This is a genomic window from Sorangium sp. So ce145, from assembly GCF_051525985.1.
GTDB classification, from domain to species: Bacteria; Myxococcota_A; Polyangia; order Polyangiales; family Polyangiaceae; genus Sorangium; species Sorangium cellulosum_B.
Genome location: NZ_CP150315.1, coordinates 10,775,902 through 10,790,767 on the forward strand (window position 1 = coordinate 10,775,902; position 14,866 = coordinate 10,790,767).

8 protein-coding genes are annotated in these 14,866 nt (G+C 69.8%); 3 read left to right on the forward strand and 5 right to left on the reverse strand.

Features of this window, described 5'->3' with window-relative positions:
• Positions 1 to 1,415: 1,415 nt before the first annotated feature.
• Entirely contained in the window at positions 1,416 to 3,011 is a 1,596-nt protein-coding gene (locus tag WMF34_RS39995) for an ATP-binding protein (protein WP_437991097.1), read from the reverse strand.
• Positions 3,012 to 3,203: 192 nt separating this feature from the next.
• Here WMF34_RS39995 and WMF34_RS40000 point away from each other — a divergent pair, with 192 nt between their 5' ends.
• Positions 3,204 to 3,680, forward strand: a complete 477-nt coding sequence (locus WMF34_RS40000; protein WP_437991098.1) for a hypothetical protein — start codon at positions 3,204 to 3,206, stop codon at positions 3,678 to 3,680.
• Between the two features lie 91 nt (positions 3,681 to 3,771).
• Positions 3,772 to 4,188: a thiol-disulfide oxidoreductase DCC family protein gene (locus WMF34_RS40005; RefSeq protein ID WP_012240487.1), complete on the forward strand. Its 417-nt coding sequence runs from the start codon at positions 3,772 to 3,774 to the stop codon at positions 4,186 to 4,188.
• Between the two features lie 97 nt (positions 4,189 to 4,285).
• Here the strand turns inward: WMF34_RS40005 and WMF34_RS40010 are convergent, their stop codons facing one another.
• Positions 4,286 to 5,794 carry an FAD-dependent oxidoreductase gene (locus WMF34_RS40010; RefSeq protein WP_437991099.1) on the reverse strand — a complete coding sequence of 503 codons (1,509 nt, stop codon included), beginning with the start codon at positions 5,792 to 5,794 and terminating at the stop codon, positions 4,286 to 4,288.
• A 204-nt stretch (positions 5,795 to 5,998) separates the two neighbouring features.
• Here WMF34_RS40010 and WMF34_RS40015 point away from each other — a divergent pair, with 204 nt between their 5' ends.
• Positions 5,999 to 6,535, forward strand: a complete 537-nt coding sequence (locus WMF34_RS40015) for a TetR/AcrR family transcriptional regulator C-terminal ligand-binding domain-containing protein (protein WP_437994699.1) — start codon at positions 5,999 to 6,001, stop codon at positions 6,533 to 6,535.
• A 126-nt stretch (positions 6,536 to 6,661) separates the two neighbouring features.
• Here WMF34_RS40015 and WMF34_RS40020 read toward each other — a convergent pair whose 3' ends face one another.
• From WMF34_RS40020 to metG, 3 genes are all read right to left on the reverse strand, one after another.
• Positions 6,662 to 8,710 (reverse strand): hypothetical protein, encoded by a 2,049-nt coding sequence (locus tag WMF34_RS40020; RefSeq protein WP_437991100.1) that lies wholly within the window; start codon positions 8,708 to 8,710, stop codon positions 6,662 to 6,664.
• Positions 8,710 to 12,612, reverse strand: a complete 3,903-nt coding sequence (locus WMF34_RS40025) for an RHS repeat-associated core domain-containing protein (protein WP_012240491.1) — start codon at positions 12,610 to 12,612, stop codon at positions 8,710 to 8,712. Before WMF34_RS40025 ends, WMF34_RS40020 begins: the two co-directional genes overlap by 1 nt.
• A 133-nt stretch (positions 12,613 to 12,745) precedes the next feature.
• On the reverse strand, positions 12,746 to 14,818 hold the full coding sequence (metG, locus tag WMF34_RS40030; RefSeq protein ID WP_012240492.1) for a methionine--tRNA ligase: 2,073 nt from the start codon (positions 14,816 to 14,818) through the stop codon (positions 12,746 to 12,748).
• Positions 14,819 to 14,866 lie beyond the last annotated feature (48 nt).

The following is a 14,866-nucleotide window of genomic DNA, read 5'->3' on the forward strand; positions in this document are numbered from 1 at the left end:
TTAGGGGGGACACGGGACACGATGCTCACGGCGTGTCCGGGACACGTCAGGACACCGCGGGACACGGGACACGTTCGCGGCGAGAGCGGAGCGGGTCAGGCAGGAACACGAGAGGGGCAGAGAAGAGGTGGGCCAAGGGAGAAGATAGGTAGGCCAGGAAGAGAGGGGCGAGGACGGGCTCAGAGCGAGCGCTTGAAGCAGACGGCGTAGAGCCGCAGGGCATCAGTTGGGTGGAAACTGTAGCCCATAGGCTCCCAGCCCTGCGCTCCGAACCGGTTCAGGGCAGCGTTCCAGCCGCCTGCCTTGGCTGCATCGTCGACGTGCCTTTCCGTCACCCCCGCAGCTTCGGAACCGATGCACAGGCTCTCCCAACGGGTCGGGTCGGTCCCGGCTTGAACCGGTGGCACTACGAAACGCGGTACGACGTACGAGGCAGAGCAGCCGAAGACGAACGCGAGGGAGAGAGCAGTTCCGGTGCGGAGTCCGGAAATGGTCGAGTCCTTTCGAGCGGTCGAGGTGGACACGAGCATAGCCGGCCTCGAGGCCGACGGGCCCCGAAACGCCGCGCGCGTCGGGCTGCCGCTGTTGGCCGGCCCCCTTGGCGTCGGGCTTGGCCGTCGGGCTGGTGCTGGTGTCCGTCAACCACCTGGCCGTGCTGGATCAGGGCGGGCACGCATGCCGATCCCCGCAGGCTCGATCGCGACGTCGACCTCGACCTCGGCGCCCTCATGATCGGCGGAGTCGCTCAGCACCTCGACCTCGACCCCGGCGGAGCTCAGCGGCGGGGTGCGCAGACACTTCGCCGTGACGATTCGATCGCGCGACGCCTTGGTTTCAAGGCATTTCCGCTCGGTTTGCGTCCCATCAGCCGTCGTGCCGATACCACTGGAGCTGGCCGCCGGACATGACACCATAGATGACGCCATGGCCTCCGAAATACGCCTTCCTGGGCGGCCATGGCTTCCCGGACAGGAGAGAGGGCCGATAAGCCAAGGGCTGCGGCAAACACTCCCCCAACAAACCCGGAACACTTCATGGCGACCTCCTTGTGTCCGCAAGATTCATAAGGATCGAAGCGGTCGCCTGGAAGCCTCTACGGCAAGACCTGGTTTACGTGGGATGTGGGCGAGCAGCAGATGTCATCGAGCCGTGCGCGCGCATCATGAGAGATGTCTCGGCAGGTCGCCCCCGGGGCGGCTCGGCGTCGAGCTCCGCGCCTCGACGCACGGCCATCTCGGCCCACAAGTGCTGATGCTCCTCCTTCGAGAGCACATCCACACTTTCCCGCGGAATTACCACAAGCCGCGTGATCGACCACGCCTCTGCCGCGGCCAACCGCTTCTCGCTCCTGGCGCGCTGCAAGCTCCACGGTCTCGATCCCGAACCCCACCCAGCCGCGGGTCATCCGCGTCACCTCACCCCGCCGCCTCCCCCGCCCTCTCGGGCCACCGCGCCTCGAAGCGCGCTCCGCCCCCCGGGCCGCGCTCATAGCGCAGCGCTCCCCCGTGCCGCTCCAGCCAGCGCGCCGCCACAGCCAGGCCGAGGCCCGTGCCCGGGTGCTTCGCGTCTCGCCCCCGCCCCGTCACGAACGGCTGGAACAGCATCGCCTCGATCTCGGCCGGCACCCCCGGGCCGTTGTCCTCCACGCGCACGACAACGAAGCCGCCCTCGTTGCGCGTGACCACCGCCCGGATCCGCCCCTCGGGGCTCCCGTCGAGCGCGATGGCCGCGTTCTGCAGCAGCGCCGTCGCGACGTCGAGGAACGCCCCGCGGTCGGCCTCGACGAAGATCGACCCACCTGCCTCGGGCGCCACCTCGATGGGCGGCGCGCCCTCGCCGACGATCTGCCGGACCTGGCTCGCCGCGAGCCGCAGCGTGGAGAGCACGTCGACCTCGCTCACCTCGAGCGGTCTCGGGCGGCTGTAGCGCAGGAGATCGTCGAGGAAGCGCCTCGCCCGGTCGACCTGGGCGCGCAGCGACGCCACGGTCTCGGGCTTCGCGCCCTGCCGCTCGAGCAGCTTCGCCTGCGCGGCGATGACCCCGAGCGGATTGCGGATCTCGTGCGCGACCGCGCTCGCGAGGCGGCCGAGCTCGGCGAGCCGCTCGGCCTGGTCGGCGCGCACCTCGACGCGCTCGATCTCGTCGGCGAGGTCACGGACGCCGATGGGCCTCGAGAAAAGCCGGCGACCGAGGTGCTCCACGACGAGCATGCGCAGCGGATCGGACGGGAGCGCGGCGAGGAAGACGACGAAGGCGAGCCAGCCGAGCGACGCGCCGCCTCCCGGCGCGAGCGCGGGCAGGACTTTGAAGAAGACAACGAGACCGAGCGTCGAGAGGAGCGCTGTCAGGCCGGCGTAGGCGAGCCCCTGCGCGAAGACGCGGCGGGAGCGGCCCAGCTCGCCGATGAGCACGGCGTAGGCCACGAGCAGGATGGCGAGGAGCAGCAGCGGCGCGCCGAGGAGCACGTCGCCGAGCCGGAGCACACGCAGCACCACGACGAAGCCGCCGCCGAGCGTCGCGAGCACGCTGCCGAAGAAGAGCGCGGCGATGCGCCGCCGCTGGAGCCCCCGGGCCGCGAGCGCCGCGCGCCCGAGGCGAACGCCGACCACGACCCAGGCGACGCCCATCACGACCGAGAGCGGGAAGAACAGCGGTCCCGGCGAGCGGGCGCCAGGACCGTAGAGGAGGCGCGGGTCGACGGCCCCGAGCAGCGCGACCGCGGCGCTCACGGCGTAGGCGAAGACGACGGGGCGGCGCGAGGCGCCGGCGATGTCGGCGTAGGCGTGGGCGAGCCCCGCGGCGACGATGATCCCGCTCGGAATGACGTGCTCGGCGAGGACGAGCGTGCCGTCCGTCTCGAGCAGGATGAGCCCTGTGACCCAGAAGGCGAGAAAGAAGCAGAGCGCGACGAGGCCGCGGCCGACGTTGCGCCCGAGCCGCAGCGCGGTGACCGCGACGGTCACGGCAGCGGCCCAGAGCGGGTAGTACGCGAGAGCGACCAGGGGTCTCACACGGCCTCGGAGGGGTAGGAAGCCCCGACGATAGCGCCAGAGGCCCCGCAGGCGCGAGGTGTCCACGGCGTGGACAGCGGCCTGCCCATGGCCTGGGCACCGCGGCCCGCCGCCGCGCCTCGATCCGGTCGATCAGCGCGGATCCCGCGGCTGGCACGGGCGCTGCTGAGAGGCCTGTCGAGGAGACGAACCATGGCAGACGCGGTCGAAAGCTATCTCATCGCGGTGTACGGGGCCTATGCGGTCATCAGCGTCGGACTGACGATCTGGATCGCCCGCACGCTGTTCAAGAATGGATCGGTGTTCCTGGAGGAGGTGTTCGCCGACAGCCCGAGGATGGCCGAGGCGGTGAACCGCCTGCTCGTGGTGGGGTTCTACCTGGTGAACCTGGGGTATGCGTCGCTGATCCTGAAGGCGGAAGGCTCGACGACGATGACGGAGGCGGTCGAGGTGCTGTCGTCGAAGCTGGGCCTGCTCTTGCTCTCGCTCGCGCTGATGCACTTCACGAACCTCCTCGTGTTCCACCGCATCCGCCGCCGCGCGAAGCTCGCTGTCCTGCCGCCTCCGGTCGCGCCGCAGATGCGCATCGATCCGCGCACGGCGCGCGCGGAAGAGGAGATGTCCGCGCAGCGAGAGCGCCGGCGGGCCGTCGCGGAGGTCTCGGCGTGACGAGCGCAGGCGCGGGCGTGAGGCGCCGTGGCGCCTCGCGCCGGCGGCGCGGCCAGGCGCCCTGGCCTCCGCGCTGCGAGGAGAGCGGGCCATGATCGAGCGAATCACCGTGCTCTATGACGCCGAGTGCGCGCTGTGCGCGCGGTGCCGCCACTGGATGGAGCACCAGACGGCGCTTGTCGAGATGGAGTTCCTGCCAGCCGGCTCGCCCGAGGCGGCGGAGCGGTACGGGGCCGTGCCCTGGCTCGGCGAGGAGCTCGTCGTGATCAGCGATCGCGGCGAGGTCTGGGCTGGCCCCGCGGCCTTCATCGTGGCGCTCTGGGCGCTCGAGGGGTATCGCGAGTGGTCGTACCGGCTGAGCGGCGACACGCTCTCGAAGATGGCAGAGCGCTTCTTCCACGCGCTGTCGGGCAACAGGAAGTGGCTCGCGGGCTGGTTCGGCCACCCGTCCTGCGCGAGCGGCTCCTGCCGGCTGCCGGGAGCGCCGGCGGCAGGGCCTTATCGGTGAAGAGAAGCAGTTCCGCCCGGTGGCGGCAATTTCCCGCTCGCTCTCATCGGACGTGCGCTTCTCTGTCGCGCCCGTCGCAGACCCGCCGTCGCAACGCTCAGCTGAACGCGGCGAGATGGTCCGAGACGGCCGAGGCGTCACCGGCGTCGGAGATCAGCGCGACGTAGCCGTCGGGACGGATGAGCACGAGGGTGCGCTCCGTCGCGCCGTAGGCGCGGGCGAGATGGCCAGCGCTGTCGGCGACGTCGTCGGGGCCCGCCGGCTGCCCGACGACATGGAGCGTCCTCAGGTCGGAGGCTGAGGCGCCTATCGCAGGCGCGGGCCCGAAGCTCAGCAACGTGAAGCGCCCGCCGCGCGTCAGCTCGAACAGCCGGCGTTCACCATCCACCGTGGTCAGCTTCGTCGCGTCGGGGGCGCGGTCGCCGGCGCGGAGCAAGGCAGTCTCGTCGCGGTCGTCGCGCGCCAGGGAAGAGCCGCGGTAGTGGATGTCGAGCTGGGTGATGCTCGCATCGCGGCGGAGGGCGACGTCCTTCCGCTCGAGCACCTGCTGGAGGCGCGTGTTCGAGAGCGCGAGCACGCCGGCCGCGATCGGCCGCCGCTCGGCCTCGTAGCTGTCGAGCAATGCCGGCGAGGCGCCCTTCGCGACCGCCGAGAGCTTCCAGCCGAGGTTGTGCGCGTCCTGGATGCCCGTGTTCATCCCCTGGCCGCCGGCGGGCGAGTGGATGTGCGCCGCGTCGCCGGCGAGGAACACGCGACCCGCGCGATATCTGTCGACGAGGCGGACGTTCGCGCGCCACAGCGACGACCACGTCGGCTCGTGGAGCCGGAGCTCGGTGCGGCCGCTCCGCCGCTCGAGGATCGCCTGCAAGTTCGCGAGGCTGAGCTCGGGGTCCTGTCGCGGCGCGACGACGGCGTGAACCTGGAAGAGGTCGGTCGAGGGCAGCGGGCAGAGGCCGACGGCGCCCTCCTCGTGCCACCAGATGCGCCAGGCGTCGCGGTCGAGGCCGTCGACGCCGGCGTCGGCGACGATCATCCGCACTTCCTCGCGGGTCTCGCCCTCGAACGCGATGCCGGCCTGCTTGCGGACGATGCTGTGGCCGCCGTCGCAGCCGACCAGCCAGCGCGCGGCGACCGTCTCCGCCTCACCGCCCTTGACGACCACCGCCGACACGCCTTCGTCGGACTGCTCGAAGCTCGCGAGCGCAGCTCCGAACTCGACCGCGCCGCCGAGCTCCAGGAGCCGCAGCCGCAGCGCTTCCTCGGTGCGCCACTGGGGCGTGATCAGGCTCGCCGGATAGGGGATGTCGGAGCGACCCTTCAACGCCTCGGGGACGGCGCCGCCCAGCGTCTCCCGGCCGTCGGGAGCCGTGGAGAGGATCGGCATCGCCATCCGGCCGTGGGCGATCACGCGATCGACGATGCCGAGATCGTCGAAGACCTCGAGCGTGCGCGGCTGGATGCCCTTGCCGCGCGAACCGGGCCGCGGCCCTGGGGCGGCCTCGATCAGGCGGAAGGACACGCCGCTGCGGGCGAGCTCGCAGGCCAGCGTCAGCCCGGTCGGGCCGGCGCCGACGATCAGCACTGTGCACGCCTCGGGATTTGCCATCGGCAGCCTCCGGTTGAAGAGAGTGATCCATCTCTTATCATCCGCGGCGTTGATAAGAAATGAAAATCTCTCTAAACGATCAGGACCATGACGACAGGAACAGGAACGCGAGCGCGCCGCAGGCGACGCGGCGCGCAGCTCGAGGCCGATCTGCTCGACGCGACCTGGGAGGAGCTGGTCGAGGCCGGCTTCGCGAACCTGACCATGGAGTCGGTCGCCGCGCGCGCTCGCACGGGGATCGCGGTCCTGTACCGTCGCTGGGCGAACAAGGACGAGCTGGTGTTCGCCGCCATCCAGCACCGCCGGGACGTGAGCCCGGTCGCGGTCCCCGACACCGGCGCCCTGCGCAGCGACCTGCTCGCCCATCTGACGGCCCTGAGCGACGCCCTTGCCGGCTTCTTCGCCATCGCCGCGGCCGCCGCCTTCTCGGGGTTGCTGGCCGGCACCGGCCTGACCCCCTCGCAGGTGCGCGACAGGGTCATGGACACCCAGAAGCCGCGTGTCCGCGTCCCCTACCAACGCGCCCACGACCGCGGTGAGATCGACCTCGAGCGCATTCCCTCCGCCGTGCTCGCCATGCCGTACGACCTCGTGCGGCACGACCTGCTCATGGATCTCAGGCCGCTGAAGCCTGCACGCATCCAGTCCATCGTGGACGAGCTCTTCCTGCCCCTCGTGCAGAGCTTTGGAGCGCGCGAAGGCAATGCAGCACGTGCAGCACGTCGCGTTCGGCGTCGATGACGTGCTGACGGGTCCACGAGAGCGCGGCGCGTGGAGCTCGTCGAGAACGCGGCTCTCGCTCGTACGGATCTCGATCAGCTCGCCGTCATCGACCGGTGTTTCTGGCGGGATTTGTGGCACGCGGAGCTACGGGAGCCATCGGCCCACCTCGGCGATGGCACGGGCGACCCCAACGACAGCCGCCGTCCCGCCCAGCCGCAGCAAGAGCGGAGAGAGCTCGGTGAGGCTGCCGAAGCCCACCAACATCCCGGGGAAGTCGCTCGTCCAGTCGCCCCCGAGCTCGCTGCACACGACCGTGGCGGCGTCGGTAAGAGCCATCCAGGGCGCGCACGCCGAAAGGACCCGCAGCGCCACCCGGTCGCCGTGGGCCCAGTACGCGGTCATGACCTCTCGTACGGCCTTCTCGCGCATGTCCTCGGGAAGATCGGGCAAGATGCCCGCGAAGCTGACCATCCGTGATTCCCCTTCTCGGCTCTCCGCGAGGCGCCAAGCTTCGTCGGGCGAGAGGTCCGTGGGTCGAACCACCATGTCCCTCGACAGGTAGGCATCGACTTCGTCGTATGTCGCGCCCGCGCGGATCCGGCGCGTGCGTTCGGGGTCGGCCGCGCTCCGGTCCGTCGTCACGTGCGGGATGGACCGGGGAAGGATCTCATCGAGACCTGCGCACGCATCCGTTGCCCATGCCTGAACCAGCTGCCGCTCCGAGCCTGTCACCAGGGAGACAAGCGTCACCAGCGCCTCGGCGCGCTCGCGCGCGGCGCCCGTCGGTCGGGTAAGGTCCACGGCGGGTTCGGTGTAGGGCTCGGCAGGGTCGCGCTCTTCATCGCGACTGCCCTCCTTCGCGCAGAGCGCCCCATCCACGAGCGCACACCGGACGACATCGCACACACGAGCGGCCCTCTCCGCGCTGGCACCTGGATCGCTCTCGGTCCCGAAGCGACAGGCCAGGAGGAGCGCATCCGTCGCAGCGCGACGAGCTCGCTGGACGTCCGCCAGAAATCCCACGAGGCCTCCCGGCCTGTCCATCCAGGCCCTGAGCCACGCCGGCGAGACAAGAGCCATGCAATCGGTCACTCCAGCGCTTCGCCGCGTCATGTGAGCGCCGAGGTACTCCACGAGGTACGGAGGCCACGCGACGTGAGGCTCGGAAGCCGCGTTGCACGCACGCAGCGTCGATAACCCGCGCTCGACGATGGCATCCTCGATGGCCGCGACGCGATCGGACGCGCCCCAGCGGGCGCGCCCCGCGTCGTCTCGGAACCGGTAGGCTCCCCCGTCGTCCGTGACGACGAGCCGGCGAGCTGGATCCGGGGCGCGCTCGAGCGCCTCGAGCTCGGCTGGGTCGACGCCCACCGCCCGCACGAGATCGTCACGCGACACGGGAGCAAGGCTCGCGGCGAGCGCGTCGAAGGCACGCGCGGCGAGCGCTCCCTCCTCGCCCAGGGACTCCAGAGCGCTCCGTGCCCTGGCAGGCTCGTCGAGCGATGGACGAGCCGCGGAGCATGATATTGGCGTCATCTCCTCCGCCACCCACGCGAGCCTGTCGCGCCATGGCACACCACTCGGCGCGTGCTCCTCGGCGTCGACGGACACGACGATATGCGCGCCGTCACCGGGGTCGCGCAGGAGAGGAATTCGTGGATCCGGCCACCCGTCGGCGGCGCGCTCGAGGCCGTCGAGGATCACGAGCAGCTGGGGGTTCTCGTCGTCAGGCACAGAGGAGACCCATCCGACACCCCCCAGGGCCAGACGGATGGCAGCCACCAGCTCCCCCGGGCTCCGCGGGCGGCTGAACATGGCGGTCGCCGATCCCTTGAACAGGCCGAAGAACAGCTTCAGCATGTCGCGCTCGACCGCGGTCCCGAAGCAAGCGCTGACAGGCACGAAGATCACCTCCGCGGCGCGGCGCTCGGCCACCGACAGGGCCCAGCGCGCCAGGAGGGCGGAGCGGAAGCTCGGGTCCGCGCCCGCGACGAGCGCGCAGGTGGGCCCCGCCGTGAACCACTCATCGAGCGCGGCGAGCAGCGCACGGCTTCCCTGCGGCGCAGGGTCGAGGAGGACGTCCTCGGCGACGGACCGCCAGAACGCGGCGAGCCCTCCATGCGACCGCGCAAGACCGCCCTCCGGGCCGCGCAGGGATGACAGCGCGGCCAGCTGCTCGGAAGGGCCGTTCATCAACGTCTTCCCGCGTTCATGAAAATCTTCCGTGTACCCGGGTTGTAGGTCGACTCTCCATTCCAGGGCCCGGTCTTCGTCAGGTTCTTTGGCGAGTGTCCCTGGACGGAGGTATGAGGGATCCCCATATCTTTCAGCATTTCCTTGCAGACAGGGCAGGGGTTGGCCGCGACTCGCCTATTTCTCTTGTAGTCGTCAGCGTTGCCTTCGTACGTCTCCAGCGTGTAGCCCTCTTCCTGGAACATCCTGGCAACATCCGCCTTCGTGGCGCCGGGACCGAGTCGATGCGCCAGGTTGGTGAGCGCCGAGCGCTCGGCGCAGGGCTTGCCATTCGGCACCGCACTGTGAGACGCCGGGAGAGGCCGACCTGTGTCCTGACTATGACCATCAGCGACGATGTTGCCCGCCCTGTCCTTGATGATCGAGTACATCAGCCCCTCGACGTCGACCGCCGAGGTCGGGCAGTTGGCCGCGTAGGCGAAGACGTTGAGGCCGCCCTCGATCCCCAAGGGATCGGCGCTGATGTACCGGCCGAGCTCGGGATCGTAATAGCGATATCTGTTGTACGAGAGCCCGGTCTCCTCGTCCGCGTATTGCCCCCGGAAGCGCAGCGGCGTGCTCGTCTGCGCGCCTTCCGCCGACGTCGCCGATCCCCACGGGTCGCGGGCGAGCTCGCAGCCGATCTGCCCGTCAGGTCCGACGAGCATCTCGGGCGCGCCCGAGTCGTCGGTCAGATAATGCCACCACGCCGACACGGTGCGCGCCCCGCCCTGGGCGCGGGCTTCTCGGTGCGCGACGGGGACGGTCCTGTCGTGCTCGAACACGTACGTTCGCTCGTCCACGATGGGGTCGCCTCCGGCGTCGGTCTTGCGGCGAATCTCGTGCACGAGCGCCCCACCATCCCAGACGAAGCGCGTCGCCTCGACCAGCCGCTCGGAGCCGTCCGCCGTGCGGGCGAGGAGCCGCTTCGCGACACGCCTGCCGAACGGATCGTACTCGAACGCGACGATCTCGCCATCGGGGCGTTCGACCCTCGCCAGCATGCCTGACGCCGACCAGAGATAACGCGTGAGCTCCTCCTCGCCTGCCGTGCGGCGTATGCGCTTCGTGACGAGGCGACCGTCTTCGTCCCAAGTGTATTCAGTATCTCCAGCACGCTGGATCCGACCGCCGACCGCGTACGAGCGCGGCGGAGCTCCGGGCGTGGCGTCGTGCAGGTTGCCCGCGAGATCGTACCGGAACGAGGCTACCTCGCCCCCGTGGCGACGCACCCCGGCAAGCTGGCCGGCAGGATCGTAGCCGTACTGCGTGACCCCACCGCGAGCGCTCCAGTGTTCCTCGAGGAGGCCGGCGGGCGTGTAGCGACGCCACTCGGCGTGCACCGTCCCGGGCGGCAAGCGCCCGACCCAGGCGGGCTGCACGGAGAGATCCCTGCCCCTCACGCCGGAGGTGCTCGAGACGATCCGCCGCTCGGAGAGGCGCCCCAATGCATCGTACGCCATGTCGATCCGCGCTCCGCCCTTGAGCGAGCGTGTCAGCTCACGCCCCCAGGGATCGCGCGTCGACACAGCCTCGGCCTGGCCGTCGAGGAACAGCGCTACTTGCTGCCGCGCGAAGTCGTGGGACCACTGCGCCGTATGCCCGAGCGAGGTGCGGCGGGCGGCGACCTCCCCGGTGATCCGATACTCGGTCTGCACCGTGACAGGAGCCCCGGCGACCTCCTGCGTCTCGGCGACGATCCATCCCTTCTCGTTTCTGTCGAACGCGAAGCGGCCCGCGGCGTTCTCGGCGAAGATGATCTCGCCTCGCCCATTGTACTCGAACGACTCCTCGGTTCCATCGTCGAAGATCCGCCTGGTCATCTGGCCTGCGAGATCGCGCTTGTACTCGGAGCGTTGTCCCAGCCCGTTCTCGGACCACACCACCCTGCCCATCGCGTCGTACCCGTACCGCAGGACCCGTCCATCGAACGTGCGCTCGGCGATGACGAGCCCGGCGAGGTTCCTCTCATAGCTGTGCACCTCGCCCCGGCCGTTCGTGACGCGCATGAGCCACCCTTCGCGGTTGTACTTCAGCTCGGTCACTTCACCGTTTGGCCTCTCGACGCGAACGGGTTTGTGAAGTCCTCCATAGGTGATTCGCGTCGTCTGACCATCGGGTTCGGTGAGGCTGATGAGGTTGCCCGCTCCGTCGTACTCGTAGCGCTCGACCGACCCATCCGGCGAGATCACGGACAGGACGCGACCCCCCGTGGAGTACGTGAACGCCGTCCGTCCACCCCGCGCGTCCCAGAGCTCGACGCACCGGCCCCACGCATCGTAGCGCGCTCGTGTTTGCGCTCCGGCCTGGTCGATGTGCTCGATGACGTTGCCCTGCACATCGCGGCGGAAGACGAGCGTCCTGCCGTCGGGCCAGCGGACCTCGATGGGCAGACCTCGCGCATCGAAGCGCGCCGAGCAGACGGCGCCGATCGGATCGGTCCAGAACAGGCTGTCGCCCGCGCGATCGACGCGGGTCGTCTCCCCGTCCGGCCCGATGACAGCGGTGATCTCTCCCGATGCGTCGCGCTCGATCACGGTGCGCCGGCCGAGCGGGTCCACCACCTCCGTCTCGCGCCCCATGGCATCACGCTTCCAGGTCGTCCGCGCCCCGAGCGGATCGGTGAACGAGGCAAGAAAGCCCCGCTTGTCGTAGGTGCGGCCGAAGACGCCGAGCGGCGTCACCGCCTTGTCGACCAACCCATGCGCGTTGCCGAAGTACCGATGGAGCGCCACCGAGTCGACGGCCTCGGAGTAGCCGTCTCCTGAGTACTCGAGCTTCGTGTGGAGGATCCCCCTGGCCCGGGTGACATGATCGGCGAGCATCTCGGGGACGTCGTCCGTCAGGCTCGGATCCGCCTTGCCGAGGTACTCACCCCACGTCTCGACGCACCGGCCTTGGTCGTCGTATCGGAAGGAGAACATGAGGCCCGTCGGGCCCGTGATGGACGTCAACCGATGGCTCGCGTCGTACTCGTACCGCGTCACGTACCCGTCGGCGTCAGCTGCCTCGACGAGCCTGCCCCCTGCGTCGTAGGCGTAGCGGGCGAACGCGACCCACCTCCCCTGGGCGACGGTGTTCTTCGCCTCGAAGGCGGCGATGCGGCGGTCCCGCCCGCGCAGCACGCGGACGATACGCCCGGAGGCGTCCGTCACCTCAGCGAGGGCGCCACGATCGTAGGCGAGGACGATCCGGTTCTGGGCTCGGTCGCCGATGACGGTCGGCAGGTAGCGCTCGCCCTCGTCGGAGAGGACCTGCTCGCCGAAGAACAGGTACTGCCCATCCACGAGATCGAGCCGGAACCCGTCGCCTTCGCGGTGAACGATCCAGCCGTGGGGGCCGATGACCCCCGTCCCTGGCAGCACCTTGCCGAGGTCGTGCTCGACGCCGTCGAACGAGAGGATGTGCAACGAGCCGCGGCGCTGGAGGAGCTGCCAGGCGAGCGAGTGGGTCCACCCGAACCCGAGGCCGACATCGCGGTCGCGCGCGCTGCTCGAATACGTGCGCTCGATGACGAGCGGCAGAGGGCCGGGAAAGCAGACATCGACGGCGGGTACCGTGAAGACGCGTCCGGTCACCACGTCGACGGGATCGCCGCGCGACATCTTGCCGCTCGAGCCGGAGCCATGGTGGTTCGGGCAGCCGCCGCCGTCCGTCGAGCCGGTGCCGCATGAGCCGGCGCCCTTGCCGCCGCCGCCCGCGCCGTCGCCCCCGTTGCTGCCGTTGCCGCCCTGGCCGTCGCCCGCGCCATTGCCTCCACGACCGCCGGAGCCACCACCACCGCCGCCGCCCCCCATCACGAAGACGCCGGGGTTCATGCCAGGGATGGCAGGGATGTTCGGGACCGGGGCGGTACGGGCCATGCGCCAAGGATACTTTGGCGAGCCGATATCCGGGCGACGATCGACACCCGCTCGTTATCCGGCAGCTCTCACGTCGGCGGGGCCGTCCTCGCGGGCGGCACGCGACCACCGGCGAGGACCTCCGTGAGTTCCCTCAGTGCACCCGCATCCCCGGCTTCGCCCCCGAGTCCGGCGACAGCAAGTGCACCGTCTCGTCCCCCGCCGCGAGCACCATCCCCTCGCTGAGGCCGAACTTCATCTTCCGCGGCGCCAGGTTGGCGCACACGATGACGAGCCTGCCAATCAGGTCTTCCGGCTTGTAATACGCCTTGATCCCGGCGAACACCGTCCTCCGCGCCTCCCCGCCGAGCGAGACGGTCAGCTTGAGCAGCTTCTTCGCCTCGGGCACGTGCTCCGCCGCGACGATGCGCGCGACGCGCAGATCGACCTTGCTGAAATCGTCGATCGTACACTCCGGCGCGAGCGGCTCCTTGGCGAGCGCCGCGCCGTCGTCCTCCGCGGCCGCGCCCCCGCCCGCCGCCTGGCCCGCCTCCGCGTTCGCCCCCGCCGCGCCGCCCGGCGCCGCCGCCTCCTCGGCAGGGCGGCCCTCCGCGATCATCTTCTCCACTGCACCCGGCTCGACCCGCTTCATGAGGTGCTCATACGCGGCCACAGGCGTGCCCACAAGCGGCGTCTTCGCGAGCGCCCACCGGTCCATGGGGCACCCGAGCAGCCGCGCGACGTCGTCGGCCAGCTTCGGGAGCACCGGCGCCAGGTAGAGCACGATCTGCCGGAACAGGTTGAGCGCCACGGTGCAGACGGCCTGCAGCTCCGCCTTCTTCTCCGGCTGCTTCGCCAGCGCCCACGGCTGCATCCGGTCGACATACTCGTTCGCCCGGTCCGCCAGCGCCACGATGCTCCTCGTCGCCCGCGCATAGTCGAACGCCGCGTACGCCGCCCCGATCGCGTCGCCCTCCTCCGCCGCCGACGCGAACAGCCCCCCGTCCTCGGGGTAAACCGCCGACAGCCCCGTCTGCGCCACGAAGCGCGACGACCGGCTCGCCAGGTTCACGACCTTGTTCACGAGCTCGGCGTTCACCTTGTTCACGAGCTCTTCCAGGTTCAGATCGATGTCGTCGACCTTCGAGCTCAGCTTGCTCGCGTAGTAATAACGGAGGTACGCCGGATCGAGGTGCTTCAGGTACGTCGAGGCCAGCACGAACGTGCCCTTGCTCTTCGACATCTTCTCTCCGTTCACGGTGAGGAACCCGTGCACCTGCACGCGCGACGGCAGCGAGAAGCGCGCGCTCTTCAGCATCGCCGGCCAGAAGAGCGTGTGGAAATACACGATGTCCTTCCCGATGACATGGACGATCTCCGTCTCCTCGGATCGCCACCAGTCGTCGAACGCCTCGCCTTCCCGGTCGCACCACTCCTTGCTCGCGGCCATGTACCCTATCGGCGCGTCGAACCAGACATACCAGTAGTTCCCCGGCGCGTCGGGGATCTCGAACCCGAAGTACGGCGCGGGGCGCGACACGTCCCAGTCGCGGAGCGGCTCCGACAGGAAATGCCCCGCGAGGTAGTTCGCGATCTCCTTCGGCATCCGCCCCTCGCCCTGCGTCCAGGTCGACAGGAACGGCCGCTCCGGCTCGATCGCCACCATGAGGTGCTGCGCGCTCCGCACCTCGGGCCGCGCGCCCGTGAGCGCGCTCCTCGGCTCGACCAGATCGGTCGCGGCGTAGGTCGAGCCGCACCGGTCGCAGCTATCGCCGTACTGGTCCGGGGCCGCGCACTTCGGACAGGTGCCCTTGACGAAGCGATCCGCCAGGAACATGCCCTCCTGCGGATCGAAGAGCTGCGTGACCTCCTTCGTGGTCACCATGCCGCGCTCGCGCAGCGACGCCCAGATCTCCTCGCACAGCGCGCGGTTCGCGGGGGAGTTCGTGCTGCCGTAGTGGTCGAACCGGATCTGGAACGCCGCGAAATCGCGCTGGTGCGCCGCGCTCATGTCCGCGATGACGTCGGCCTCGCTCCGCCCCTCTTGCCGAGCGCGGATCATGATGGCCGTGCCGTGGGTGTCGTCGGCGCACAGGGATATGCACCTCCGCCCGGTCATCCGCCAATAACGGGCAAAGATGTCGGTCTGGGTGTACTCGACGAGGTGGCCGATGTGGATGTGCCCGTTGGCGTAGGGTAGCGCGCTGGTGAGCAGGAGCCGTTTCATGCTGCGCTGGACTTTGCACGAAATCCCACCCGGATGCGAGCCGCGCGG